This window comes from Delftia sp. BGA-UO-ETr-SB1 (genome assembly GCF_059567865.1).
This window is the reverse complement of the sequence record NZ_JCAQOW010000005.1, coordinates 1,125,264-1,147,805: the sequence shown is the minus strand read 5'-3', so window position 1 is coordinate 1,147,805 and position 22,542 is coordinate 1,125,264. Positions and strand designations below refer to the sequence as shown.

19 protein-coding genes are annotated in these 22,542 nt (G+C 65.6%); 17 read left to right on the top strand and 2 right to left on the bottom strand.

Translation table 11 applies throughout. The features are described from left to right. Positions 1–18: 18 nt before the first annotated feature. The 16 genes from AC57B5_RS15345 (at position 19) to AC57B5_RS15270 (ending at position 19,740) form a co-directional block, all read left to right on the top strand. On the top strand, positions 19–474 hold the full coding sequence (locus AC57B5_RS15345) for a hypothetical protein (protein WP_012203259.1): 456 nt from the start codon (positions 19–21) through the stop codon (positions 472–474). Between the two features lie 50 nt (positions 475–524). Then, complete coding sequence (locus AC57B5_RS15340; protein ID WP_496399852.1) at positions 525–800, top strand: DUF1799 domain-containing protein; 276 nt, start codon at positions 525–527, stop codon at positions 798–800. 63 nt (positions 801–863) lie between these two features. After that, positions 864–5,849, top strand: coding sequence for a tape measure protein (locus tag AC57B5_RS15335; protein WP_496399851.1), 4,986 nt, complete (start codon positions 864–866; stop codon positions 5,847–5,849). Further along, on the top strand, positions 5,846–6,787 hold the full coding sequence (locus tag AC57B5_RS15330) for a hypothetical protein (RefSeq protein ID WP_492385802.1): 942 nt from the start codon (positions 5,846–5,848) through the stop codon (positions 6,785–6,787). Before AC57B5_RS15335 ends, AC57B5_RS15330 begins: the two co-directional genes overlap by 4 nt. A gap of 5 nt (positions 6,788–6,792) precedes the next feature. Further along, complete coding sequence (locus tag AC57B5_RS15325; RefSeq protein WP_496399850.1) at positions 6,793–8,004, top strand: hypothetical protein; 1,212 nt, start codon at positions 6,793–6,795, stop codon at positions 8,002–8,004. Further along, positions 8,001–8,702 (top strand): hypothetical protein, encoded by a 702-nt coding sequence (locus AC57B5_RS15320; RefSeq protein ID WP_496399849.1) that lies wholly within the window; start codon positions 8,001–8,003, stop codon positions 8,700–8,702. The genes AC57B5_RS15325 and AC57B5_RS15320 overlap by 4 nt, the downstream gene beginning before the upstream one ends. Positions 8,703–8,716: 14 nt before the next feature. After that, complete coding sequence (locus AC57B5_RS15315; RefSeq protein WP_496399848.1) at positions 8,717–9,256, top strand: hypothetical protein; 540 nt, start codon at positions 8,717–8,719, stop codon at positions 9,254–9,256. A gap of 467 nt (positions 9,257–9,723) precedes the next feature. Continuing rightward, the gene (locus AC57B5_RS15310) at positions 9,724–10,431 is read left to right on the top strand and encodes a TetR/AcrR family transcriptional regulator (protein WP_013804200.1); all 708 of its coding nucleotides are present in this window, start codon (positions 9,724–9,726) and stop codon (positions 10,429–10,431) included. A 63-nt stretch (positions 10,432–10,494) separates the two neighbouring features. Beyond that, positions 10,495–12,300 (top strand): acyl-CoA dehydrogenase C-terminal domain-containing protein, encoded by a 1,806-nt coding sequence (locus AC57B5_RS15305; RefSeq protein ID WP_099734680.1) that lies wholly within the window; start codon positions 10,495–10,497, stop codon positions 12,298–12,300. A gap of 80 nt (positions 12,301–12,380) precedes the next feature. Beyond that, positions 12,381–12,821 carry a DUF2147 domain-containing protein gene (locus tag AC57B5_RS15300; RefSeq protein WP_012203268.1) on the top strand — a complete coding sequence of 147 codons (441 nt, stop codon included), beginning with the start codon at positions 12,381–12,383 and terminating at the stop codon, positions 12,819–12,821. Between the two features lie 53 nt (positions 12,822–12,874). Further along, complete coding sequence (locus tag AC57B5_RS15295; protein ID WP_496399847.1) at positions 12,875–15,277, top strand: 3-hydroxyacyl-CoA dehydrogenase/enoyl-CoA hydratase family protein; 2,403 nt, start codon at positions 12,875–12,877, stop codon at positions 15,275–15,277. Between the two features lie 23 nt (positions 15,278–15,300). Beyond that, complete coding sequence (locus AC57B5_RS15290) at positions 15,301–16,497, top strand: acetyl-CoA C-acyltransferase (RefSeq protein ID WP_043789926.1); 1,197 nt, start codon at positions 15,301–15,303, stop codon at positions 16,495–16,497. Between the two features lie 176 nt (positions 16,498–16,673). Then, positions 16,674–17,576, top strand: a complete 903-nt coding sequence (locus AC57B5_RS15285; RefSeq protein WP_016451807.1) for an alpha/beta hydrolase family protein — start codon at positions 16,674–16,676, stop codon at positions 17,574–17,576. A 37-nt stretch (positions 17,577–17,613) separates the two neighbouring features. After that, positions 17,614–18,444, top strand: coding sequence for an acyl-CoA thioesterase (locus AC57B5_RS15280; RefSeq protein ID WP_198820467.1), 831 nt, complete (start codon positions 17,614–17,616; stop codon positions 18,442–18,444). A gap of 16 nt (positions 18,445–18,460) precedes the next feature. Next, positions 18,461–19,255 carry an enoyl-CoA hydratase gene (locus AC57B5_RS15275; protein ID WP_013804194.1) on the top strand — a complete coding sequence of 265 codons (795 nt, stop codon included), beginning with the start codon at positions 18,461–18,463 and terminating at the stop codon, positions 19,253–19,255. Then, positions 19,249–19,740 carry a thioesterase family protein gene (locus AC57B5_RS15270; RefSeq protein WP_088166039.1) on the top strand — a complete coding sequence of 164 codons (492 nt, stop codon included), beginning with the start codon at positions 19,249–19,251 and terminating at the stop codon, positions 19,738–19,740. Before AC57B5_RS15275 ends, AC57B5_RS15270 begins: the two co-directional genes overlap by 7 nt. A gap of 40 nt (positions 19,741–19,780) precedes the next feature. Here AC57B5_RS15270 and AC57B5_RS15265 read toward each other — a convergent pair whose 3' ends face one another. Together AC57B5_RS15265 and AC57B5_RS15260 are read right to left on the bottom strand one after the other, a co-directional pair. Continuing rightward, positions 19,781–21,160, bottom strand: a complete 1,380-nt coding sequence (locus AC57B5_RS15265; protein ID WP_071954360.1) for an MATE family efflux transporter — start codon at positions 21,158–21,160, stop codon at positions 19,781–19,783. Next, entirely contained in the window at positions 21,157–21,624 is a 468-nt protein-coding gene (locus tag AC57B5_RS15260; RefSeq protein ID WP_013804191.1) for a MarR family winged helix-turn-helix transcriptional regulator, read from the bottom strand. The genes AC57B5_RS15265 and AC57B5_RS15260 overlap by 4 nt, the downstream gene beginning before the upstream one ends. 218 nt (positions 21,625–21,842) lie before the next feature. Between AC57B5_RS15260 and AC57B5_RS15255 the strand changes: the two genes are divergently transcribed. After that, positions 21,843–22,508, top strand: coding sequence for a bactofilin family protein (locus AC57B5_RS15255; protein ID WP_065345393.1), 666 nt, complete (start codon positions 21,843–21,845; stop codon positions 22,506–22,508). Positions 22,509–22,542: the final 34 nt, after the last annotated feature.

Below are 22,542 nucleotides of genomic sequence, written 5' to 3'. Positions count from 1 at the left end.
ACACATCCAAGGATCACCATGGCCGTCAAGATTTCCGGGCTCAAGCCCACCATCTCCGTTCCCGCAACGCTGTACCTGCCCGTCGATGAGGGCAGGTTCGGAGCCCATCACTTTGCCGTCGTGTTCAAGCGCCTGGGCAAGGCGCGGCGTGACGAGATCAATGAACTCATCGTCGTCGGCAAGCCCGCCACGCAGCCCGATGGCTCGCAGGAGGTACGGCGCATGACCATCCCTGAACTGCTCGACGAAGTGGTTGTGGGCTGGGAGGGGATGCTGGGCGACGAAGGAACACCCGTGCCCTACAGCCGCGACGAACGCCTGGCGGCCGAGGAGGCCTATCCGGGACTGGAGCAGGCCATGGCCGTGGCCTGGTTCGACGGACTCAACGTGCACCAGCGGGATGCCGCCACAAAAAACTCCGTGGCGCTGTCCGGCATCACCTCGGCCTCGACAGCGCAGACCGCTATCTCGTAGACGACGAGCTGCGCGCCCAGTGCGCGCAGATGGGGATCGACCCCGACCGGATGGTGCCCGGCGATCTGCAACGCCAGCACCCCGAGGACTACGAACTGTGGCCCGAGCATGCGATGGCCTGGAGCGTGTACCTCGGCTGCTCCACCCAGTGGCGCAGGACGGCCACGCCCTGGGGCCAGTGGCACTGGGACGGGCTGGACTACGCCGGGGTCGAGATCGTGATGCGCCGCTACGCGGTGCCCGCCGCGCAGCGCGGCGAGGTGTTCGCGCAGTTGCAGGTACTGGAGGCGCAGGCGCTGCGCCAGCTCAACCGGGCTGAGGCATAGGGGCCTCAGCTCCGGCCTTTCAAGACAAACACAAGCAGTCAAGCATACCGAACAGAGATCAGCATGAGTACAGCGGTCAAAAGCATAGGCATCGCCGAGACGCCCAGCCTGAGCGAGCTGCGTGCGCAGAATGCCCAGTTCTCCCAGGAGCTCGACAAACTCCACGGCAAGCTGCAGCAGGCGTATGCCGGCATGTCGCAGTTCGCAGGTGCCTCAACGGATACGGGACTTGTATCGGCGCGTGCCAGCGTCGATGTCGAGAGCCTGTCTATTTCCATGGGCAAGATTGCAGGCCGCGCCAATGCCCTGCTGGAGGTGGCGGGTTCGGCGGCCAAGGTGGGAGAGGCCCTCTACACGGCCAGTGCCCAGACAGAGAATCTGCGTACGCGGCTGGACCTTGCCACCGGCGGCAAGGGCGCGCAGGAACTGGCCTATGTCACGACCCTGGCCGATCGGCTGGGCCTGCAGCTCAATGCCACCGGCCAGGCCTACGCCGACTTCGCCACCAAGGCGCGTGGTACGGCGCTGGAAGGCGCGCAGGTGCAGACCATCTTCACGGGGATTGCCTCGGCCAACGCGGCCATGGGCCTTTCCGTGGAGCAGGGCAATACCTCGTTGGCAGCCGTACTCGACCTGATGGGCAAGGGGACGATAGGCGCGTCGGACTTCAGCGAGAAACTGGGACATATCCCGGAGGCGGCGCTGGTCGGCGCTCAGGCCCTGGGTGTGACACAGGAGCGGTTCTCCCAGATGCTGCAGACCGGCGAGGTCGTGACGCAGGACTTTCTGCCCCGTTTCTCGCAGGCGCTGCAAAGCTCCCTGGGAGAGGGGACGGACAAGGCGGCGGACAGACTGGATGCCGGCACCCAACGCATGGCCAACGCCTGGGACAAGCTCAAGTCCGCCGTGGGAGATTCCGGCATCAGCCAGATGATCTCCTTTGGCATGAATGCAGCGGCCAACGACATGAACGCCTTTTCGGAGTCCATGTCGCGCGCGCGTGACAACGGGTCGGGCTTCCTGGGCCAGATCAGCAGCGGGCTGGGAAACATCGCCGGGCGCGCGGTGGGCTTGCAATATGTCAGCACGGCCTTCCAGTCGAATGCGGAAAAGGCAGCCTATCTGGCCAAGGAGCTTCCGCGCGCCAGGGCTGAACTGGAGATGCTGCAGGCCAAGGGGGCAGCGACATCGCGCAATGTGTGGGTGCGCACGGCCCATGACGATGCCCAGCGCCTGGTCGAAAAACTGCAGCAGGTGCAGCGCGAATTGATGGCGGCACAGGGTCAGCGCAATGCAGGCGGCGGCCGCGGGTTCATCAATCCGCCGCTGGTGGGACAGCCACAGCCGCAGGAGCAAAGCAAGAAAACCGACGCGCCTGCGCAGAAGAAAGAGCCGCCTGCGGTACCCCGCACCGTCAGCTACGCGCCACCGGCCGTGCCAGCCAGAACGCAGCAGGACAATGAGGAGCTCAAGCGCGATCAGGAACTGCAGAAAAGGCAGCAGGAGGTGGCGCAACTCGTCAAGGAACACCAGGCCAAGGCCGAACTGGCTGAAAAGAACCTGGACCTCGCCCGGCAGGAAACGCGCGCGATTGGCCTGACCGGTGAGGCGTTGGGACAACTGCGCCAGGAGCAGGTCGAGAAGACCATCGCGGAGATGGAAGACAACGCGGCCGGGCAAGAGAGTGTCCGCTGCTCCAGGGAGGTCGCCGAGGCCGTTGGCAAAGAGGCCGAGGCCACGCGCGAACTCGCCCGGGTCAAGGGCTACAACGAGTCTGCCAGCAAGGTGGACGAGTACACCAAAAGCGTGAAGGCGGCCAGTGAGGCGGTGCAGTTCGAGCAGTCTCTGGCAGCCATGTCGGAACGCGACCGCAAGATCGCGCTGGAGCAGTACCAGGTCGCGATCGAGCTCAAGAAAAAGCTCGAAGACATCTCGGCCAAGAATCCGGATGATGCGGCTGGCGCCCAGAAACTCAAGGACGACGCCACGGCCGCAGCCAACCAGGCCAAGGCCAATGTTGCCGAACGTGTCCGCATGCAGGAGACCCAGAAATCGGTCGACCAGATGGACGAGATGTTCCGCAAGGGCTTCACGGACATGCTGGCCAACGGCACCGAAGGCTGGCGTACCTTCACCAAGAGCCTGAGTGCGACGTTCAAGGCCTCTGTGGCCGATGAGATGTACAAGGCGTTTGCGCGGCCGTTTCTCGTGCCTGTCTTCGCTCAGCTCAGGGGGTTCGTCGGCAACTTCCTCGGTCAAGGCGGTGCTCCGGGAACAGCGGGCGCTGGTGATGCGCAGGGCACGGGCCTGGGCGGTGGATTGACGGACTGGTCCACCTGGGGCACCTCGGCGCAGAAGTACCTGAATGAATCCGCACTCAAGCTCATGTCCAATGGCTGGAACATGGCTGGTGAAGCACTGCAGGACCTGGGCAAGACCGTGGGCCGGTTCGACACCTGGCTGAAAGACATTCCCGGTTTCCAGGGCGGGATTGGCTCTGCTGCCGGTTACCTGGGAAGCCTGTACAGCCTGTCCCAAGGACAGTACGGAGCCGCTGTGGGTCAGGCGGTGGGAACCTGGATTCTTCCGGGCATCGGCTCGATGATCGGCAGCTTCCTCGGTGGAGCGCTCGACAAGGCCTTCGGCTCCCGCGGCGCCAACCATGGCGGCGCGGCCTACAGCACGGCCGGCATTGGCAATGACAAGGCGGCCGAGCAGCTGTTTGGCCGCGCGGCAGGCGACTGGTACGACGATCTGACACGCCGCCACAGCGATGGCATCGAAAAGCAGCTCAAGACCAGTCTGGACGGACTGGCCCTGGTCTACGGATCCCTGGGCAAGTACGCCACGGGCGGAGTGCGCGACATCGACTTGGTGGGCGGCTTTGCCGCCAACGGAAAGTACACCGACGAGGACGCCTACGGCTACGCCAAGATCATCGACAAGACGACCGGCATGATCCTGGCCGGCTTCGAGAACCGCTCGCTGGGCAACAACCCGGAAGAGGCCTACAAGGCCTTCCTGGGCCAGACCGGTTCCCTGCTGGTGTCCGAACTCAAGAAGGCGGACCTGCCCAGCTGGATGCGCACCACGCTGGACTCGCTGGGCGAAGCACCCAATGTCGAGGCTCTGCAGGCAGCCTTCCAGACCATCGACCTGATCGGCCGCTCCTTCGAGGAACTGGGCAAGAAGATCACGGGCTTTGCCGACCTGACCGACCTGGCCTTCGAGTCCCTGATCAAGGCCTCGGGCGGCATCGAGGCGCTGAACGCCAACGCCGGCAGCTTCTACCAGAATTTCTACAGCGAGGACGAGCGCAAGACCATCGCCAAGCGCGAGATGGGCAGCAAGCTCAAGGACTTGGGCGTGGACATCGACCTGGATGCCGACGACGCCCAGGCCCGGTTCCGCAAGCTGGTGGAGGACAAGCTCAAGGCAGCCAACTCCGAGGAGGCGAATGCCAAGGTATTGAAGGACGCCATCTCGAAGGTCCAGGGCACGCAAGGCCTCAAGGACATGGCCAAGACTGGCGCCTTCAAGGACTGGGCCAGCACCACCCTGGGAGAAGGTTCGGGCGATATCGGAAAACTCGCGGCCGACCTTGAAAATCTGGCAAACACCAGCGCGTCGCTGGCCGACTTCACTGCCGGCGTGGACAAGCTGGTCGGCACCCTTGGCGGTACCGGCAAGTCCTCGGCCGAGACCGTTGCCGAACTGCTCAAGCTCAACGACACGTTCAAGGCCGTTACCAAAACCTCCGAGGAGGCCGCAGCGGCCACGGCCAAGGAGGCCGATGCGAAGGCGAAGGCGGCTGAGGACGCGAAAAGAAAAGAAGAGGACGCACGCAGGACTGCTGTTGATGCCGCCTATGGCAATCTCCAGGCGGCTGTAGAACGCGAGCGTGAGGGCCTGCAGCAGCGCCTAGAGGGTGTGCGCCAAATCCAGGACTCGCTCACCACTGTTGTGGAGGCTGCTGGGAGTGCCGTGCGAGAGCTGCGCGGCAATGTGCAGGTCACAGCCGCAGTCCAGACTCGCCAGGCCATGGCCACGATCGACGGCACTCTTGCTGCCCTGCGTTCGGGAACAAGCCTGCCGGCGGACAGCGCTGCCCTGGCGGAAGCCATCTCGGTCGCGCGGGGCAGCCTCACCGAGTCTTCGTTTGCTTCGGTGCAGGACTACGAACGTGCCCAGTTGGCGCTGGCCAACAAGCTGGCGGGCATTGAAGACCAGGGCGGCAAGCAGCTCACCGACGTCCAACGCACGGCCGAGGGGATAGAGCGCCAGATCGCGCAAAACGACAAGGCTCTGGATTACTGGCGCAGGCAGATCGACGGAACGACGAAAAACATAGACGCCACGCTGAGCGTCGTGGGGGCGATCACCAAGCTCGAGTCGCTGCTGTTTCCCGGCGGGAAGCCAGGTACGGGGACTGGTTCGGGAAAAGACCAGGGCGGAGCTGTATTTGGGCCTGGCGGAACTCCGGACACGGCTCCCAAGGATCCGCCGAAGTATGTGCAGCCCCGGCCGGACGGATCCGGCAACACCTGGTACGAGGGCATCACGGACCAGGGGCGCATACGGGAGCTGGACAAGTATCACGACGGATACCACGCGTTCGATGGGACAGGGGATGCCGAAGGTCTGAACAAGTGGATCAAGGACAACAACCTGTCGCCCAAGGACCTTGCCGATCTATCCGGTTTGTACGAGAGGGACTGGGTCAACTGGTTCAACAGCAACCGCATCCCCGCCTATGCAGACGGGGGACAGCACTGGGGCGGGATTCGGCTGGTCGGTGAGCGCGGCCCCGAGTTGGAGATGACCGGGCCGGCGCGCTATTGGAGCGCCGATCAAACCCGCTCCATGCTGGGTGGCCAGGCTTCAGGCGTGGACATCTCTCGCCTGGACGCACTGTTCTCCCAACTGCTGCAGGAGAACCGCCTGTTTCGCGAGCTTCTGGTGCGCATTGCTGGCGATGGACAGCGTTCGCGGGAAGCCTTGGAGGGCGCTGCCCGTGGTCAATTTGAATTCGCTGTGAGGATGCAATGAGCTTTCGTGTAATTGAACCGTATGCCATCGGCGATGCCCAGATCCTGTCGTCGAGTGTGGCTGCCCTGGACCCGAGCCGCCTTTGGGCCGCACAGCAGGCTTGGGCCAAGGATGAGCTGTGCCACCGCGCAGAAACACGGCGCGTATACAAGCGAGTCACGGCGGGTACCGACAGTTCTGGCGCGCCACCACCCGAGAGCGCCCCCGAGGTCTGGCAGGACGTTCGTGCCTGCAACAAGTTCGCGGCTTTCGTATACACAGAGAGCACCGCGACCACTCAGAAGGACGGCCAGCCGCTGCGCATCAAACTGCGTGTGGGCAAGCGTGTGGACACGCTGGGTCTGTACGGTGTTGTCGGCCGACGTGCAACCGTGACCGTGCGCCAGGCCGGTGCCGTCGTGCACGGGCCTCGCGTCGAGAATCTTCTGCGTCGCGAGGTGCATGGCTGGTACGACTGGTTCACCGCCCCATTCCTCCAGCGCGGCGCCGTGGCTTTCGTGTCCCTGCCACCGCTATCGGGCAGCGAGATCGAGATCGAAATCTCGCCCGCATCGGGCACAGCCAGCGTGGGCTACGTCGTTGTGGGCCGGGCCGAATATCTGGGTGACCTGCATTGGCGCCCGAACATCACAGGCTCGAACTTCAGCCGCATCGAGCGCGAGTTTGACGGCTCGCTGCGGCCGGGCGTATCGCTGATCCAGCGCCGTACGGTTCCAGGCTATTCCGGTGCGTTTCAGGTGCCGGCAAACAACGTCGACAGGGTACGACGCGTACGTGACCACCTCAACGCCATTCCGGCGCTTTGGGTGGGCCTGGCAACGCAGCCCAACAGTCCCTACTACGAGAGCGTGTTGCTGTTTGGCGTCTACAGACGCTTGGAGTACACGCCCGACAACGTGCACAACGCAGAAGCAACCATTGACATTGAGGAGCTTTGAAAACCATGGCCACTATTCCGACGAACCCAGTCCCGCCGATCCCCTCGGTGGCGCTGCCCGTGCCGCCCACCCTCAGTGACCCCGGCAATTTCGACGAGCGGGGCGATGCCTTCGTGCTCGCGTTGCCTGCTTTCCAGCAGGGGATGAACGCCCTGGGCGAAAACGCTTATGTCAACACGCAGGTGATCTTCGGCAAGGCCGATAGCGCTGCGCAAAGCGCCAGCACCGCCAGCGTCCAGGCCAGCCAGGCCATGGGGTATCGCAACGATGCGGGGGGGTATGCATCGACGGCGCTGGCTGCGCGAGATGCTGCCCAGGGCCATGCCGCATCCGTGAGTTCAAGTCTGGCAACTGTGGATTCACGCCTTCTGGGTGGGCGGGCCTTGCCTCCCACGACAAACAACCAGGGAGGGACGATTGCGGTGGGGGCGATGTACTACAACATCGGTGTCGACCCCGCGCTCAAGGATCGTTGGTACATCTGGAGCGGGACGGAGTGGAAGTTGGGGCCTGGCGACTACACGGGGGCGTTCTTGCCGCTGGCCGGCGGCAAGATGCTCGGCTCCCTCAAGGTCCGGCCTGGAGCAGCTGGCGAGGAAGCGCCACAGGTCCAGGAGGTGCTGCCGCGAAAGGTCGTAAACCTTGCTACGGCCACTACCGACGTGAATTTGTTGCCGCATGAAGTGATGTTCGCGGATGGTGCAGATGTGGTGAACGGGCCGGCATCCGGCGATGCATGGCATTACTTCTTTCAGATTCCGCACTCTTCATTGGGCTACAAGCTGCAGATATCTGCGGGACTTACAGCGAACACACCTCTATTTTTTAGGCGTCAGGTCAATGGAAGCTGGAGCACCCCCGGTGGTTGGCGGCGCGTGCTGGACGCTATGGATTGCACACCCGATGCCAAAGCCGAAGCAATCGCTGCTAGCGTGACAGACTGGGAAATAAATGCGGGCGCAGGGGCAATCCAGCAGATCTACATATCTGGACCGACCAAATTTTGGATAGCTCCCCATCGACGACCTTCCGAAACTGTGGTTTTGAAAGTGCAGTTTCTGGGAGGTGCCCATGCCATTGCTTTCGATGACCACATCATCCCGCCAAAAAATCCTATTCCCACATACGCTGCCAATGAAGTGCTGACCATGCTGCTGATGCACCGAGTGGGCACAAGCCGGTTCGACCTCTATTACTGCGGGGTGAACGCACCATGATGCATCTGTATCTGCTGGCTGCGACGACAAAAGCGGCCGTCGTGAACATCAATTCCCATAGCTGGAAGCCAAATGTTCTAGCCCTTGCGCAAGGTGCTGGCTGGCGCGTTGGGATGATGCTGCAGGTGAATGTAGCGGCGGGGGTCAACGTCTGTAGTCTAGTCTTCACCGGCTTTCCGCATGACATCGTCACGCTCACAAATCGGGGTGATGTTGGCGGCGAGCGCAACAGCGGCACTGGTCTCAAGACGGATGTACGCATCCGAGTGAACAACCTCAATCGCATCTTTGGTGGAGGCGGGGTCGGAGGTAGCGGTGGCGGGGCATCGGGCAGCTACAGCAATAAATCTCTTCACGGTTATGGGGGAGCCCAAGGCGATGGGGCCGGCTTTTACCAGACCTCTGGCAACTCTTTTGTGATGGGTAGTGCGCAAAGCGGCGGCTGGGGAGGGTATGACCCATACAGCGGGGCTTTGTTCGGCGGGGACACCATGCCTTGGGTGTCGGGCGGGGGAGGCGGCAGCGGTGGAGCGCTGGGACAGCCCGGCAACTATGGTGGCCCTGGCAGCTATGGTGGCTCCATCTGGAATCCTGCAGCAGACAACGGATGGGAGGGCGGCCGTGCGGGGTATGCAGTTGAGGGCAACGCACTGATTACATGGATCGCCCTGGGAACGATCACCGGTCCCCGGATTTAAGGAAGCATTTATCTATGAACTACATCGACAAAGAAACGAGCGGATGGCCGCTGACAGCAGATGCAATCGCACAAGCCCAACCAGGCTGGGCCAACCCATGGCTCCTGCCGCGCTACGCGGCCATCACAGAGGTGGAATCCCCTGACCATGATCGCCTTACACAAAAGCTAGTCCGTAAAACAGAACTGGATGTGATCGACGGAGCGTATGTCTGGGATTGGGAGGCTGTGCCGTTGGACGCCCGGGAACTGGTCGAGGTGCAGGCCCAAGAGCAAGCCCGCAGGCTGGCCCAGCTTGAGGCCACACGCTTGGCGCGCCGCGTCACGAAACGCCAAGCACTGCTTGCCCTGTGGGATCTGTGCGAAATCAGGGAGGCCGACATCCTTGCCGTCATCAATTTGGAGGACGACGAAAGCGTGCGCTACAGGATGCAGATTGACTGGCAGGGGGCTGTGTATGTCGAGCACGACAGCCCGACAATGTTGCTGCTCGCTCAAGCGCTGAACATCACGCAGCGGCTGGGAGAGTTGTTCGACTACGCAGCGAAACAATAGCAAAAAGACGGGCGACCCGGCCAAGTGCCACGAACACTTGGCCGAGCCCCAACCTGCAGAATGTGCCTGCAGGCCGGCGCAGCTCGACACCCTGCACAGGGTGCGGCCGCAGATACGGTAGAAAAGGCTTGCAACGGAAGACATAAGGGCTACTGCTTCTGCCTCTGCAAGTTGGGCGAAGGAGTTTCTCCCGCCTCGCTATCAAGTGCCCCGTTGTGACGCCAACCGCGCCGAGCGTGGGGCGCTTGTGATCTGTGGCTGAGGGTCGGCTGACTAAACAGCCGGGCTGTCCTAGGCTCTAAGCCCCGTGCGTACTACGCCAATTCCGCGCGAATTTGTGCCAAAACTCGCACGACGCCACCGCATTATTGCTGCCTCTGGGACTAGGTGTTTTCCCCCGCATGTCTTCGCCGCGACAAGCTTTCCATGCAAAATAGCACGAACGTTCGTTTTAACAAGAATTTCGCATGTCCAGCGTTTCCGCCCCACGCCGCACCACCCGTTTGACCGCTGACGCCACGGCCGATCCCAAGGCGGGCTCTTCCGTGCACGAAGCCGCTGCGCCCGCGCCGCGCCGCGCGCTGCACAAGGGGCAGCAGACCAAGGCCACCATTGTGGAGGCTGCCCTCAACCTGGCCACGCACATCGGGCTTGAGGGTCTGTCCATCGGCGCTCTGGCCGAGCTGACGGGCATGAGCAAGTCGGGCGTGTTCGCGCATTTTGGCTCGCGTGAGGAGCTGCAGATTTCCGTGGTGCATGAGTACCACGACCGTTTCGAGCAGGAAGTGTTCTTTCCCGCGCTGGAGGCGCCGCGCGGCGTGGCGCGTCTGCGGGCGCTGTTCGACAACTGGATGAAGCGCACTTCGATCGAGCTGGACTCGGGCTGCATCTATATCAGCGGCGCCGTGGAGTTTGACGACCGCACGGGGCCGGTGCGCGATGCGCTGACGGCCTCGGTCCAGACCTGGCATGCAGCCATGCGCCGCACCATCGTGCAGTGCCGCGAAAGCGGCGACCTGCGTGCCGACCTTGACGAGAACCAGCTGCTGTTCGAGATCCACGGCCTGATCCTGGCCCTGCATTACGAGGCGCGCTTTTTGCGCAACGAAGGCTCCATGCAGCGCGCCATCGACGGCTTCGAGAGCATTCTGGCGCGCTACGCCAGCCCGGCCTGATTTTTTCGCTTCCACCGTTTTCACCGCATCCACCGCAAACCCCGCCATCACAGGAGAAGACAAATGCCCAGCTACAACCCGCCCCTGCGCGACATGCAATTCCTCATGCACGAGGTGTTCAAGGTCACGGACGACTACCAGCAGATGACGGCGCATGCCGAGGTCGATGCCGACACCATCAATGCCGTGCTCGAAGAGGCGGGCAAGTTCGCGGCCAACGTGACGTTTCCGCTGAACATCAGCGGCGATGCCGAAGGCTGCGTGCTGAACAAGGAAACCCACGAGGTCACCACGCCCAAGGGCTTCAAGGAGGCCTACCAGAAGTATGTGGAAGGCGGCTGGCCTTCGCTGTCCTGCGATACGGCCTACGGCGGCCAGGGCCTGCCCTTTGCGGTGAACTCGGCGGTGTACGAGATGCTCAACAGCGCCAACCAGGCCTGGACCATGTACCCGGGCCTGTCGCACGGCGCCTATGAAGCCCTGCATGTGCACGGCACGGAAGAGCAAAAGAAGCTGTACCTGCCCAAGCTGACCAGCGGCGAGTGGACCGGCACCATGTGCCTGACCGAGCCCCATTGCGGCACCGACCTGGGCCTGCTGCGCACCAAGGCCGAGCCCGTGGCCGGCGCGCCCGAGGGCACCTACAAGATCACGGGCAACAAGATCTTCATCAGCGCGGGCGAGCACGATTTCACCGACAACATCGTCCACCTGGTGCTGGCCCGCCTGCCCGATGCGCCGGTCGGCTCCAAGGGCATCAGCCTGTTCGTGGTGCCCAAGTTCGTGGTCAAGGCCGATGGTTCGCTGGGCGAGCGCAACCCCATCTTCTGCGGCGCGCTGGAGCACAAGATGGGCATCCACGGCAATGCCACAGCACAGATCAATATCGACGGCGCCATCGGCACCCTGGTGGGCCAGCCGAACAAGGGCCTGCAGGCCATGTTTGTGATGATGAATGCCGCCCGCCTGGGCGTGGGCAACCAGTCGCTGGGCCTGACCGAGGTGGCCTACCAGAACGCCCTGGCCTATGCCAAGGACCGCCTGCAGATGCGCAGCCTGTCGGGCACCAAGGCCAAGGACAAGCCGGCCGACCCCATCATCGTCCACCCCGATGTGCGCCGCATGCTGCTGACGGCCAAGGCCTATGCCGAAGGCGGCCGCGCGCTGGTGACCTATTGCGCCTTCCTGATCGACAAGGAGTTCAACCACCCCGACGAGAAGGTGCGCAAGGACAGTGCCGAGCTGGTGGCGCTGCTGACGCCCATCGTCAAGGCCTTCATCACCGACAACGGCTGGACGGCCACCACCATGAGTCAGCAGGTTTATGGCGGCCATGGCTTCATCACCGAATGGGGCATGGAGCAGTTCGTGCGCGATGCGCGCATCAACATGATCTATGAAGGCACGAACGGCATCCAGGCGCTGGACCTGCTGGGCCGCAAGGTGCTGGGCAACCAGGGCGCATCGCTCAAGAAGTTCGGCAAGCTGGTGGCGCAGCTGGTGGAGGAAGAGGGCGTCAACGAGAAGATGGCCGAGTTCATCAACCCCATCGCCTACCTGGGCGACCAGATGACCAAGTTCACCACCGAGATCGGCTTCAAGGGCATGCAAAACCCCGACGAGGTGGGTGCCGCGTCCGTGGACTACCTGCGTGTGGCGGGCCACCTGGTGTTCGGCTACTTCTTCGCCCGCATGGCCCAGGTGGCGCTGCGCGAAATAGCCAAGGGCAACACCGACCCGTTCTACCAGGGCAAGCTGCAGACCGCGCGTTTCTACTTCGCCAAGCTGCTGCCCGAGACCGCCACGCTGATGCGCACGGCCCGCGCGGGCAGCAAGTCCCTGATGGACACGGACGCAGCGCTGGCCTGAACGGCTTCACTCCAACATGGGAGCGCGGGCTGTGCGCATCAGCGTGGCCTGCGCACCTTTCTAGGCGAAGGGGGTTTGAAATGAAGGCATATCAAGCACTGGCAGCAATGGTCCTGGGCCTCACGGCTGCCGCAGCGCAGGCGCAGATGACGCCCGTGGGCCTGTGGAAGAGCGTGGACGACAAGAGCGGCGAGGCCAAGTCCGAGATCCGTGTGGCCGAGAACGACGGCGTGGTCACGGGCCGCATCGAGCAGATCCTGCGCAAGGGCGCCGATCCGGCCGCCACCTGCACCGAATGCTCGGACGACCGCAAGGGCCAGCCGCTCAAGGGGCTGGAGATCATCCGCGGCGCCAAGAAGGCCGAGGGCAAGGACGTCTGGGAAGGCGGCAAGATCCTCGACCCTGAAAACGGCAAGACCTACACGCTGCGCCTGACGCCCATCGAAGGCGGCGCCAAGCTCGAGGTGCGTGGCTCAATCGGCCCCTTCGGCCGCACCCAGACCTGGGTGCGCGTGCAGTAACCATTCCGGAGGGCGGCCGCAGCGGCCTCCTTCCTCCCACTTGTGGAACTTCCATGTCCCGATTCAATGTGAAGAAAGTCGCCGTGCTCGGCGCTGGCGTGATGGGTGCGCAGATCGCCGCCCATCTGGTCAATGTCAAGGTGCCCGTGGTGCTGTTCGACCTGCCTGCCAAGGAAGGCCCGAAAAGCGGCATTGCCGAGCGCGCCATCGCCAACCTCAAGAAGCTCAAGCCTTCGCCCATCGGCGTGGCCGAGGACGCGGACCTGATCCAGCCCGCCAACTACGAGGAGCACCTCAAGCTGCTCAAGGGCTGCGACCTGATCATCGAGGCCATTGCCGAGCGCATGGACTGGAAGCTCGATCTGTACACCAAGATCGCGCCCCATGTGGCCAAGCACGCCATCGTGGCGTCCAACACCTCGGGCCTGTCCATCACCAAGCTGTCCGAGGCGCTGCCCGACGCGATCAAGCCGCGCTTTTGCGGCATCCACTTCTTCAACCCGCCGCGCTACATGCCGCTGGTGGAGCTGATCGCCACGCCGACCACGCAGCCCGTGGTGCTGGACCAGCTCGAAGCCTTTGTCACCAGCGGCCTGGGCAAGGGTGTGGTGCGCGCCAAGGACACGCCCAACTTCATCGCCAACCGCATCGGCATCGCCGGCATGCTGGCCACGATGAAGGAGGTCGAGAACTTCGGCCTGACCTTCGACGTGGTCGATGACCTCACCGGCAAGAAGCTGGGCCGCGCATCCAGCGGCACCTTCCGCACGGCCGACGTGGTGGGCCTGGACACCATGGCCCATGTGATCAAGACGCTGCAGGACAACCTCAGCGCCGAGACCGATCCCTTCTACGCCAGCTTCGGCACGCCGCGCGTGCTGGCCAAGCTGATCGAGCTGGGCAATCTGGGCCAGAAGGCGAAGAAGGGCTTCTACAAGAAGGTCGGCCGCGACATCCTGCAGTTCGAGCTGGACAGCGAGGACTACGTGCCCGCCGGCGGCAAGGCCGACGAGGTCTATGGCCGCATGCTCAAGAAGCCCGCTGCCGAGCGCCTGAAGCTGCTGCGCAATGCCGAGGGCGCGCAGGGCCGCTTCCTGTGGGCCATCCTGCGCAACAGCTTCCACTACGCGGCCATCCACCTGGAGAGCATTGCCGAGTCCGCACGCGACGTGGACCAGGCCATGCGCTGGGGCTTCGGCATGAAGCAGGGCCCGTTCGAGCTGTGGCAGGAAGCCGGCTGGCTGGAAGTGGCGAAGATGGTCCAGGAGGACATCGATGCCGGCAAGGCATTGAGCAAGGCGCCCCTGCCCAAGTGGGTCTTCGAAGGCCCCGTGGCCGAGGCCGGCGGCGTGCACACGGCGCAGGGCTCGTGGAGCCCTGCCAAGGGCCAATTCGTGCCCCGCCGCGTGCTGCCCGTCTACGAACGCCAGATCTTCCCCGAGAAGCTGCTGGGCGAAGACAGCCTGCCCGACTGGAAGACGGCCGGCACCACGATCGCCGAATCCAAGGCGCTGCGCACCTGGACGCTGGACGGCCAGATCCTGATCGCCAGCATCAAGAACAAGATGCACGCCATCAGCCCCGAAGTCATGGAAGCGCTGATGGAAGCCGTGGACGTGGCCGAGACCGACTTCCAGGGCATGGTCATCTGGTCGGGCGATGCGCCGTTCAGCGTGGGCGCCGACCTGGAAGCCACCATGCCGGCCTTCGTGATCGGTGGCGCAGACGCCATCGAAAGCGTGGAGCAGGAGCTGCAAAACCTGATGCTGCGCATCCGCTACGCCCAGGTGCCTGTGGTTGCGGCCATCCATGGCATGGCGCTGGGCGGTGGCTGCGAGCTGGCCGTCTACAGCGCGCGCCGCGTGGCGCACATGGAAAGCTACATCGGCCTGGTGGAAGTCGGCGTGGGCCTGGTGCCCGGCGCGGGCGGCCTGACCTACATCGCGCGCCGCGCGGCAGAGAACGCCGCCGCCAGCACGGGCAAGGACCTGCTGCCCTTCCTGACCGAAGGCTTCACGGCCGCGGCCATGGCCAAGGTGGGCACCAGTGCCATCGAGTCGCGCAAGCTGGGCTACCTGCTGGACAGCGACCTCATCGTGCCGCACAAGGACGAGCTGCTCTTCGTCGCCATCAACGAGGCCAAGTCCATGGCCGCAGGCGGCTGGCGCGCGCCGCTGCCGCGCAGCTTCCCTGTGGCGGGACGCAGCGGCGTGGCCACCATCAAGGGCTCGCTGGTCAACATGCGTGACGGCGGCTTCATCAGCGAGTTCGACCAGCATGTGGCCAGCCTGATCGCCAACGTGGTCTGCGGCGGCGACGTGGATGCGGGCACCCTGGTGGACGAGGCCTATCTGATGAAGCTCGAACGCAAGGCGTTCTGCCACCTGATCGGCCATCCGAAGACCCATGAACGCATTCTCGGAATGCTCAATACGGGCAAGCCCGTCCGCAACTGAGGCCGACCGAGGAGAGACAAGACATGAAACAAATCCAAGACGCCTACATCGTCGCCGCCACGCGCACGCCCATCGGCAAGTCGCACAAGGGCTTTTTCCGCAACTACCGTCCCGACGACCTGCTGGCGACCACGCTGAAGGCCGCGCTGGCCCAGGTGCCGGGGCTGGACCCGGCTGCCATCGAGGACATCATCTGCGGCTGCGCCATCCCCGAGGCCCAGCAGGGCCTGAACGTGGCGCGCATCAGCGCCGTGCTGGCGGGCCTGCCCACCAGCGTGGGCGGCATCACCGTGAACCGCTTCTGCGCCTCGGGCCTGTCGGCCGTGGCCATGGCGGCGGACCGCATCCGCGTGGGCGAGGCCGACGTGATGATCGCGGCCGGCGTCGAGAGCATGAGCATGGTGCCCATGATGGGCAACGCGCCCTCGCTGTCGCCGTCCATCTTCGAGCGCGATGGCGACGTGGGCATTGCCTATGGCATGGGCCTGACGGCCGAGAAGGTGGCCCAGCAGTGGAAGGTCTCGCGCGATGCGCAGGACGCCTTTGCGCTGGAGTCGCACCGCCGTGCCCTGGCCGCGCAGCAGGCCGGCGAGTTCAAGGACGAGATCACGCCCATCGAGGTCACCGACCGGGGCCTGGACCTGGCCAAGGGCGAGCCCGTGGTGCGCACGCGCACCGTGGAGCTGGACGAGGGAGCACGCCCCGACACCAGCCTGGAAGGCCTGGGCAAGCTGCGCACCGTGTTCGCGGCGCGCGGCTCGGTGACGGCCGGCAACAGCTCGCAGACCAGCGATGGCGCAGGCGCGCTGATCCTGGCCAGCGGCGCTGCCGTGCAGCGCTTCGGCCTCACGCCGCTGGCGCGCTTCGTGAGCTATGCCAGCAAGGGCGTGCCGCCGGCCATCATGGGCATCGGCCCCATCGAGGCCATCCCGGCAGCGCTGCGCTATGCGGGCCTCAAGCAGGACGACATCGACTGGTTCGAACTCAACGAAGCCTTTGCCGCCCAGTCGCTGGCCGTGGTCAACACGCTGGGCCTGGACCCCGCCAAGGTCAACCCCATGGGCGGCGCGATTGCCCTGGGCCACCCGCTGGGCGCCACGGGCGCCATCCGCTCGGCCACCGTGGTGCATGCGCTGCGCCGCAAGCAATTGCGCTACGGCATGGTGACCATGTGCGTCGGAATGGGCCAGGGCGCCGCCGGCATCTTCGAGAGGATGTAGCACCCCCTGAGCGGCTTTGCCGCTTCCCCCGTTGCACGGCGCCTCTCTACTCGCTGCGCGAGGGAGGGGGACGACACCCTCGGTGCGGGGCGGCCCTTCCTTGGTGTCTCTGGCGTGGGGCCGCGCCGGTTTTTGACTTGGTGTCAGCACATTGCGGCACCGACCAGGAGACAGCCATGGAACAACACCAACTCAGCAGCGATGGCGCCACGCTGGCGCTGCGCGTCTACACGCCCGCTGGCCCGCCGCGCGCCAGCGTGGTCATCGGCGGGGCCATGGGGGTACGCCAGGCCTTCTACGAGGCCTTTGCCACCTGGCTTGCGGGCCAGGGCTATCGGGTGACCAGCTTTGACTACCGGGGCCATGGCGATTCCCTGCAAGGCTCTTTGCGCCAGGTGCGTGCCGACCTGTGCGACTGGGCGCGCGATTACGAGGCAGTCATCGCCCATGCCAAGGCGCAGTTGCCGGACCAGCCGCTGTTCCTGATCGGCCACAGCCTGGGCGCCCAGCTGCCGGGCCTGCTGCGCTCCCCGCAGTTGGTGGACGGCCTTTTGAGCATTGCGGCCGGCAGCGGCTACTGGCGCGACAATGCGCCCCGCCTCAAGCGCATGGTTCCCTATTTCTGGCATGTGCTGGTGCCCGTGGCCACGCGCCTGTGCGGCTACTTTCCGGGCCGGCGCCTGCGCAAGGTGGGCGACCTGCCGGCCGGCGTCATGCTGCAGTGGCGCCGCTGGTGCCTGAATCCGCGCTACAGCGTGGGTGCCGAGGGCGAGGCCGCCGCGCGCAGCTACGCCGCCGTGCGCTTTCCGGTGATGGCGCTGTCCATGAGCGACGACGAACTCATGACCTGGCGTGGCACCGAGCACCTGTTCGCGCTCTACGCCAATGCCCCCAGCCGCATCGAGCGCATCGAGCCCAAGGCGCTGCAGTTGCGGCGCATAGGGCATTTCGGCTTCTTCCGTGCCGATATGCGCGACGCGCTCTGGGGCCGGGCCGTGGACGTGTTCTCGGGCTGGACCAAGGCGCCGGCCGCCGCGGCCCACCCGCGCTTTCCCTCACCCGCAGAGTCGCCGGCTTGACGGACGCGGGCGACGCTTGCCATCACACTCGTTTGCCATGAGCACAGACATCCATCCTCTCGACCAGGCCGTGGCGCTCACGCCCACCGGCGCCGTTGGCCACTACCAGGGCCAGACCACGCAGGACTACTGGAACATGGTGGGCCCGTACGGCGGCATCACCGCCGCCGCGCTGGTGCAGGCCATCCAGCAGCATCCGCTGTGCCTGGGCGATCCGCTGTCCATCACCGTCAACTACGCGGCCGCGCTGGGCGCGGGGCGCTTCGACATCGAGGCCCGCCCCGTTCGCACCAACCGCTCCACCCAGCACTGGCTGCTGACCATCACCCAGCCTGACCAGGACGGTGATGCCCAGGTCGTCACCACGGCCACGGCCGTCACGGCCGTGCGGCGCAGCACCTGGGGCGGCACCGACCTGGCCATGCCCGAGGTGCCGTCGCCCGCCACCGTGCCGCGCGTGCCGCCTCTGGGCGGCGTGGAATGGCTCAATCGCTACGACATGCGCTTTCTCGACGGCATCATTCCCCAGACCTGGGATGGCCGCGAGACCGACAGCCTCACGCGCCTGTGGGTGCGCGACGAGCCGCCGCGCGCACTGGATTTTTGCGCGCTGGCCGGCCTGGCTGACGTATTCTTCCCGCGCGTGTGGCTGCGCCGCGCACAGCGCACCCCGGCGGGCACGGTGTCCATCACCGTCTACTTCCATGCGGGGCGCGAGGAACTGGCCGCCGCAGGCACGGGCCACTTGCTGGCCCAGGCGCGCGGCCAGGAATTTCGCAACGGCTTCTTCGACCAGAGCGCCCAGCTGTGGAGCGAGGCCGGCGTGATGCTGGCGAGCAGCCACCAGATCGTGTATTTCAAGGAATAAGCAAGGCAAGACCATCATGAGCGAAACCACCCAGGACATCCTCGTGCACACCGAAGCCGGTGTCTGCACCATCACCTTCAACCGCGCAGACAAGAAGAACTCCATCACCGAGGCCATGTACGCCAGCATGGCCGATGCGCTGGCCCAGGCCGGAGAAGACGCCGCCGTGCGCTGCGTGGTCTTCCAGGGCGACATGGCCATCTTCAGCGCGGGCAACGACATTGCCGACTTCCTCAAGCAGTCGGCAGGCGGCGCCGCCAGGCCGGAGGGCGAGCAGCGCCCCGTCTGGCGCTTCCTGCACAACATCGCCGCCTTTCCCAAGCCCGTGATCGCCGCCGTCTGCGGCCCGGCCGTGGGCATCGGCACCACCTTGCTGCTGCACTGCGACCTGGTCTATGCGGGCGACAACGCGGCCTTCTCGCTGCCCTTCGTGAACCTGGGCCTGTGCCCCGAAGCGGCCTCCAGCCTGCTGCTGCCCCAGATGCTCGGCTACCACCGCGCGGCCGAGGCCCTGCTGCTGGGCGAGCCCTTCCTGGCCGAGGCCGCCCTGGAAGTGGGCCTGGTCAACCGCGTCGTGCCGCCCAGCGAATGCAATGCGCTGGCCCAGGCCCAGGCCAGGAAGCTGGCGGCCAAGCCGCTGTCGGCCCTGATCGAGACCAAGCGCCTCATGAAGGCCGGCCAGTCCGGCCTGGTGCGCGAGCGCATGGCCGAGGAGGGCGCGAGCTTCGGCAAGCTGATGGGCGGGCCTGCTGCCAAGGAGGCGTTCACCGCGTTCATGGAGAAGCGCAAGCCGGACTTCAGCCAGTGCTGAAATCCACGAAGGTCTCTGAGGCTCCCGTGCAGTTCGAGCCCGAGTTCATCGCCGGGCTGCGCGAAGTGTTCGAGCGCCAGATCGCCTTCAACCAGGTGCTGGGCCTGCGCATCACCGAAGTGCTGCCCGAGCGGGTTGAAGGCCGCATCACCATGCGGCCCGAGCTCATAGGCCACGCGGCCTACCAGCGCATCCACGGCGGCGTGATCAGCGCCGGCCTGGACTCCATGGGCGGCCTGGCCGTCATGGCCGCCATCGGCGCCAAGCACATGGACGATGCGCCGCTGCAGCGCCTGCACCGCTTCTCGCGCCTGGGCACCATCGACCTGCGCGTGGACTACCTGCGCCCCGGCATAGGCAGCGAATTCATCCTGCGCGCCGAGGTGCTGCGGCTGGGTTCGCGCGTGGCCAATACGCGCATGGAATTCCTGGGGGCCGATGGCAGCTTGCTGTCCACGGGGACGGCAGCGTACATCGTTTCTTGAAGCATGGCCCGCTGACTGCGGGCCTTCTTTTTGCGTCTCTTCACCCCCAGCGCGCGCGCCACACGGCCCAGGCCGTGCCGGCGCCATAGGCGGCCATGGCCACGGCGACCAGGATGAACAGCGACTGAGCGCTGCCCAGGCCGCTGGACATGAGCCAGCCACCGCCTACCACCACGATCAGCAGGCGCACCGTGCCGGCCAGCACGGGAGCCCAGACGCGGCCTGCGCCCAGGGAGGCGAAGTACAGCACCAGTCCCAGGCCGAACAGCCCGAAGGCCGGGCCCACGGTGCGCAGGTAGAGGTCGGCGTAGGCGCGCACGGCCGGGTCGCCGGTGAAGATGCCTGACCACAGCTGCGGCCAGACCATAACCACCAGCCCCAGCACGCCCAGCAGGGCGGCGGCCATGGCGCCGCCCGACCAGGCCACGCGGCGCGCGCGGGCGACCTGGCCGGCGCCCATGGCCATGCCCACCATGGGCACGGCGGCCATGCCCACGCCGAAGGCCATGGGGATCAGCAGGAACTCCAGCCGCTGGCCTATGCCGTAGCCGGCCAGGGCCAGCGGGCCCAGGCGGGCGACCATGCCTGTCAGCAGCAGCGCGGCCAGCGCCGTTTGCACGGGGGACAGGCAGGCCAGGGCGCCCACGCGCAGGATGTCGCGGAACATGGGCCAGGCCAGGCGCGGCGTGCGCCAGTCCAGCTGCAGGCGCTGCTGGCCCCACTGCAGGTAGGCCAGAAAGGCCGCCACGGCCAGCACCATGGCCACGATGTTGCCCACGGCCACGCCCGGCATGCCCCAGCGCGGCATGGGTCCCAGGCCCAGCCCCAGCGTGCCGCCCACCACGATCTGCACCAGCGAGGCCGCAAAGATCACGGCCGACGGCATGCGCATATTGCCCGTGCCCCGCACCACCGAGGCCAGCGTATTGCACAGCCACACCAGGATGGCGCCGCTGAACAGCACGGCGCCAAAGCCCGTGGCCGCTGCCAGCACCTCGCCGCGCCCGCCCAGCCAGCCGTAGAAGGTGGCGCCGCAGAGCACGAAGATGAGCGAGTACAGCAGGCCTGCGATGGCGCCGATCACGATGGCGTGCAGGGCCAGTGCCGAGGCACGCGCGCCGTCGCCCGCGCCCAGCGCGCGGCTGATGGCCGAGGACACGCCGCTGCCCATGGCGCCGTTGCTCATCATCTGCGTGAGCATGGCCAGCGGAAACACCAGGGCCATGGCCGCCAGCGATACGGTTCCCAGCTGCCCCACGTAGTAGGTCTCGGCCACGGCGACCAGCACCGACATGCTCAGCGCCACCATGTTGGGCACGGCCAGGCGCATCAGGGTGGAAGCGATGGGGCCGCTGACCAACGGATGCGCTGACCCGCTGGCCGCAGCGCCAGGGGCTGCGGAGGGCAGGGCGGCGCTCATTCCGCGCTCTCCTGCGTGGCCGTTTCCAGCACGGGCAGCATGCCCAGCACCAGGCTTTCCAGCGCGCCGATCTGCTCGCTGCCGCACAGCTCGCGCACGCGCTGCTGGGCCTGGCGCCACAGGGCGGCAGCCTCGCGGATGCGGGCGCGGCCTTCGGGCGTGACCACCACGCAGCGGCTGCGCGCATCCGCGCCGGGAACCAGGTCGATGAAGCCGGCCTGCTGCAGCGTGCGCAGGTTGCGCGTCATCGTCGTGCGGTCGGTGTGCAACTGCTCGGCCAGGGCCGAGACCGTGGGCGGGCCGTCGGGCGCATTGCGTGCCTGCACCAGCAGGCTGAACTGCGTGCCGCGCAGGCCGCTGGGCGCCAGCGTGTCGTCATAGAGCTGCGAGATCTTGCGCGACAGGCTGCGCACCATGAAGCAGGTGCAGACCGGACTGGCGGCGCTTGAGGTGGAGGAGGTCATGGGGCGTGGGGCAGGTGGGCTGGAATGGAAATGAGTGTAGATGCACCTATTGATTTGCGCATGTCCGCTGCGCGACCTGCGCATGCGCGGTGTGTGATCGAGAAAGGCTTGCAAGCACATGAAACGGGAGAACCATCTCGTTACCGTTCTTGCGAGATGCCGGCATTTGTTGCCAGTTCGTGTGCGTAGCATCGGATTTTTCCGAAGGAGACCCACCCATGGCTGTTCAGAACCCGTTCTTTGGCAAGCGCGACAACGATGCTTTCACCTCCCGCAACACCCTGGGCAGCGGCACAGGCGCCGCCAGCACGGGCGGCAGCCCTTCGGGAGCCGTCATGCCCAGCTCCAGCGTGACCAGCCCGGCATCCACCCAGCGCCAGGCCTCGCCTGTGTCGCAGGACTCTCCGGGCAGCAAGCTCACCGTGGGCCCCAACATCAAGCTCAAGGGCGTGGAGATTACCGATTGCGACACGCTGGTGGTCGAAGGCACGGTGGAGGCCACCATGGACTCGCGCGTGATCCAGATCGCCGAGCAGGGTGCCTTCCATGGCACGGCCGAGATCGATATCGCCGAGATCCATGGCGTGTTCGACGGCACGCTGACCGTGCGCGAGAAGCTGGTCATCTACGGCACGGGCAAGGTCAGCGGCAAGATCCGCTACGGCAAGGTGGTGATCGAAGAGGGCGGCGAGCTCACGGGCCAGATCGAGGCCGGCTCCTCGCCGCGTTCATCTTCGGGTTCGGCCGTGGCGTCCAGCGCCTCCAGCCTGTCCTCTTCCTCGTCGGCCGTCTCCAGCGACAGCGCCGCCAGCAGTTCCGCCGCCCTGGCTGCGGCCACCGCAGCGGCCTCGCTGCAGCCGCGCGTCACGCCGTCGCTGGCATGAGCCATCTCTGCTGCCGGAAATGAAAAAGCGACCT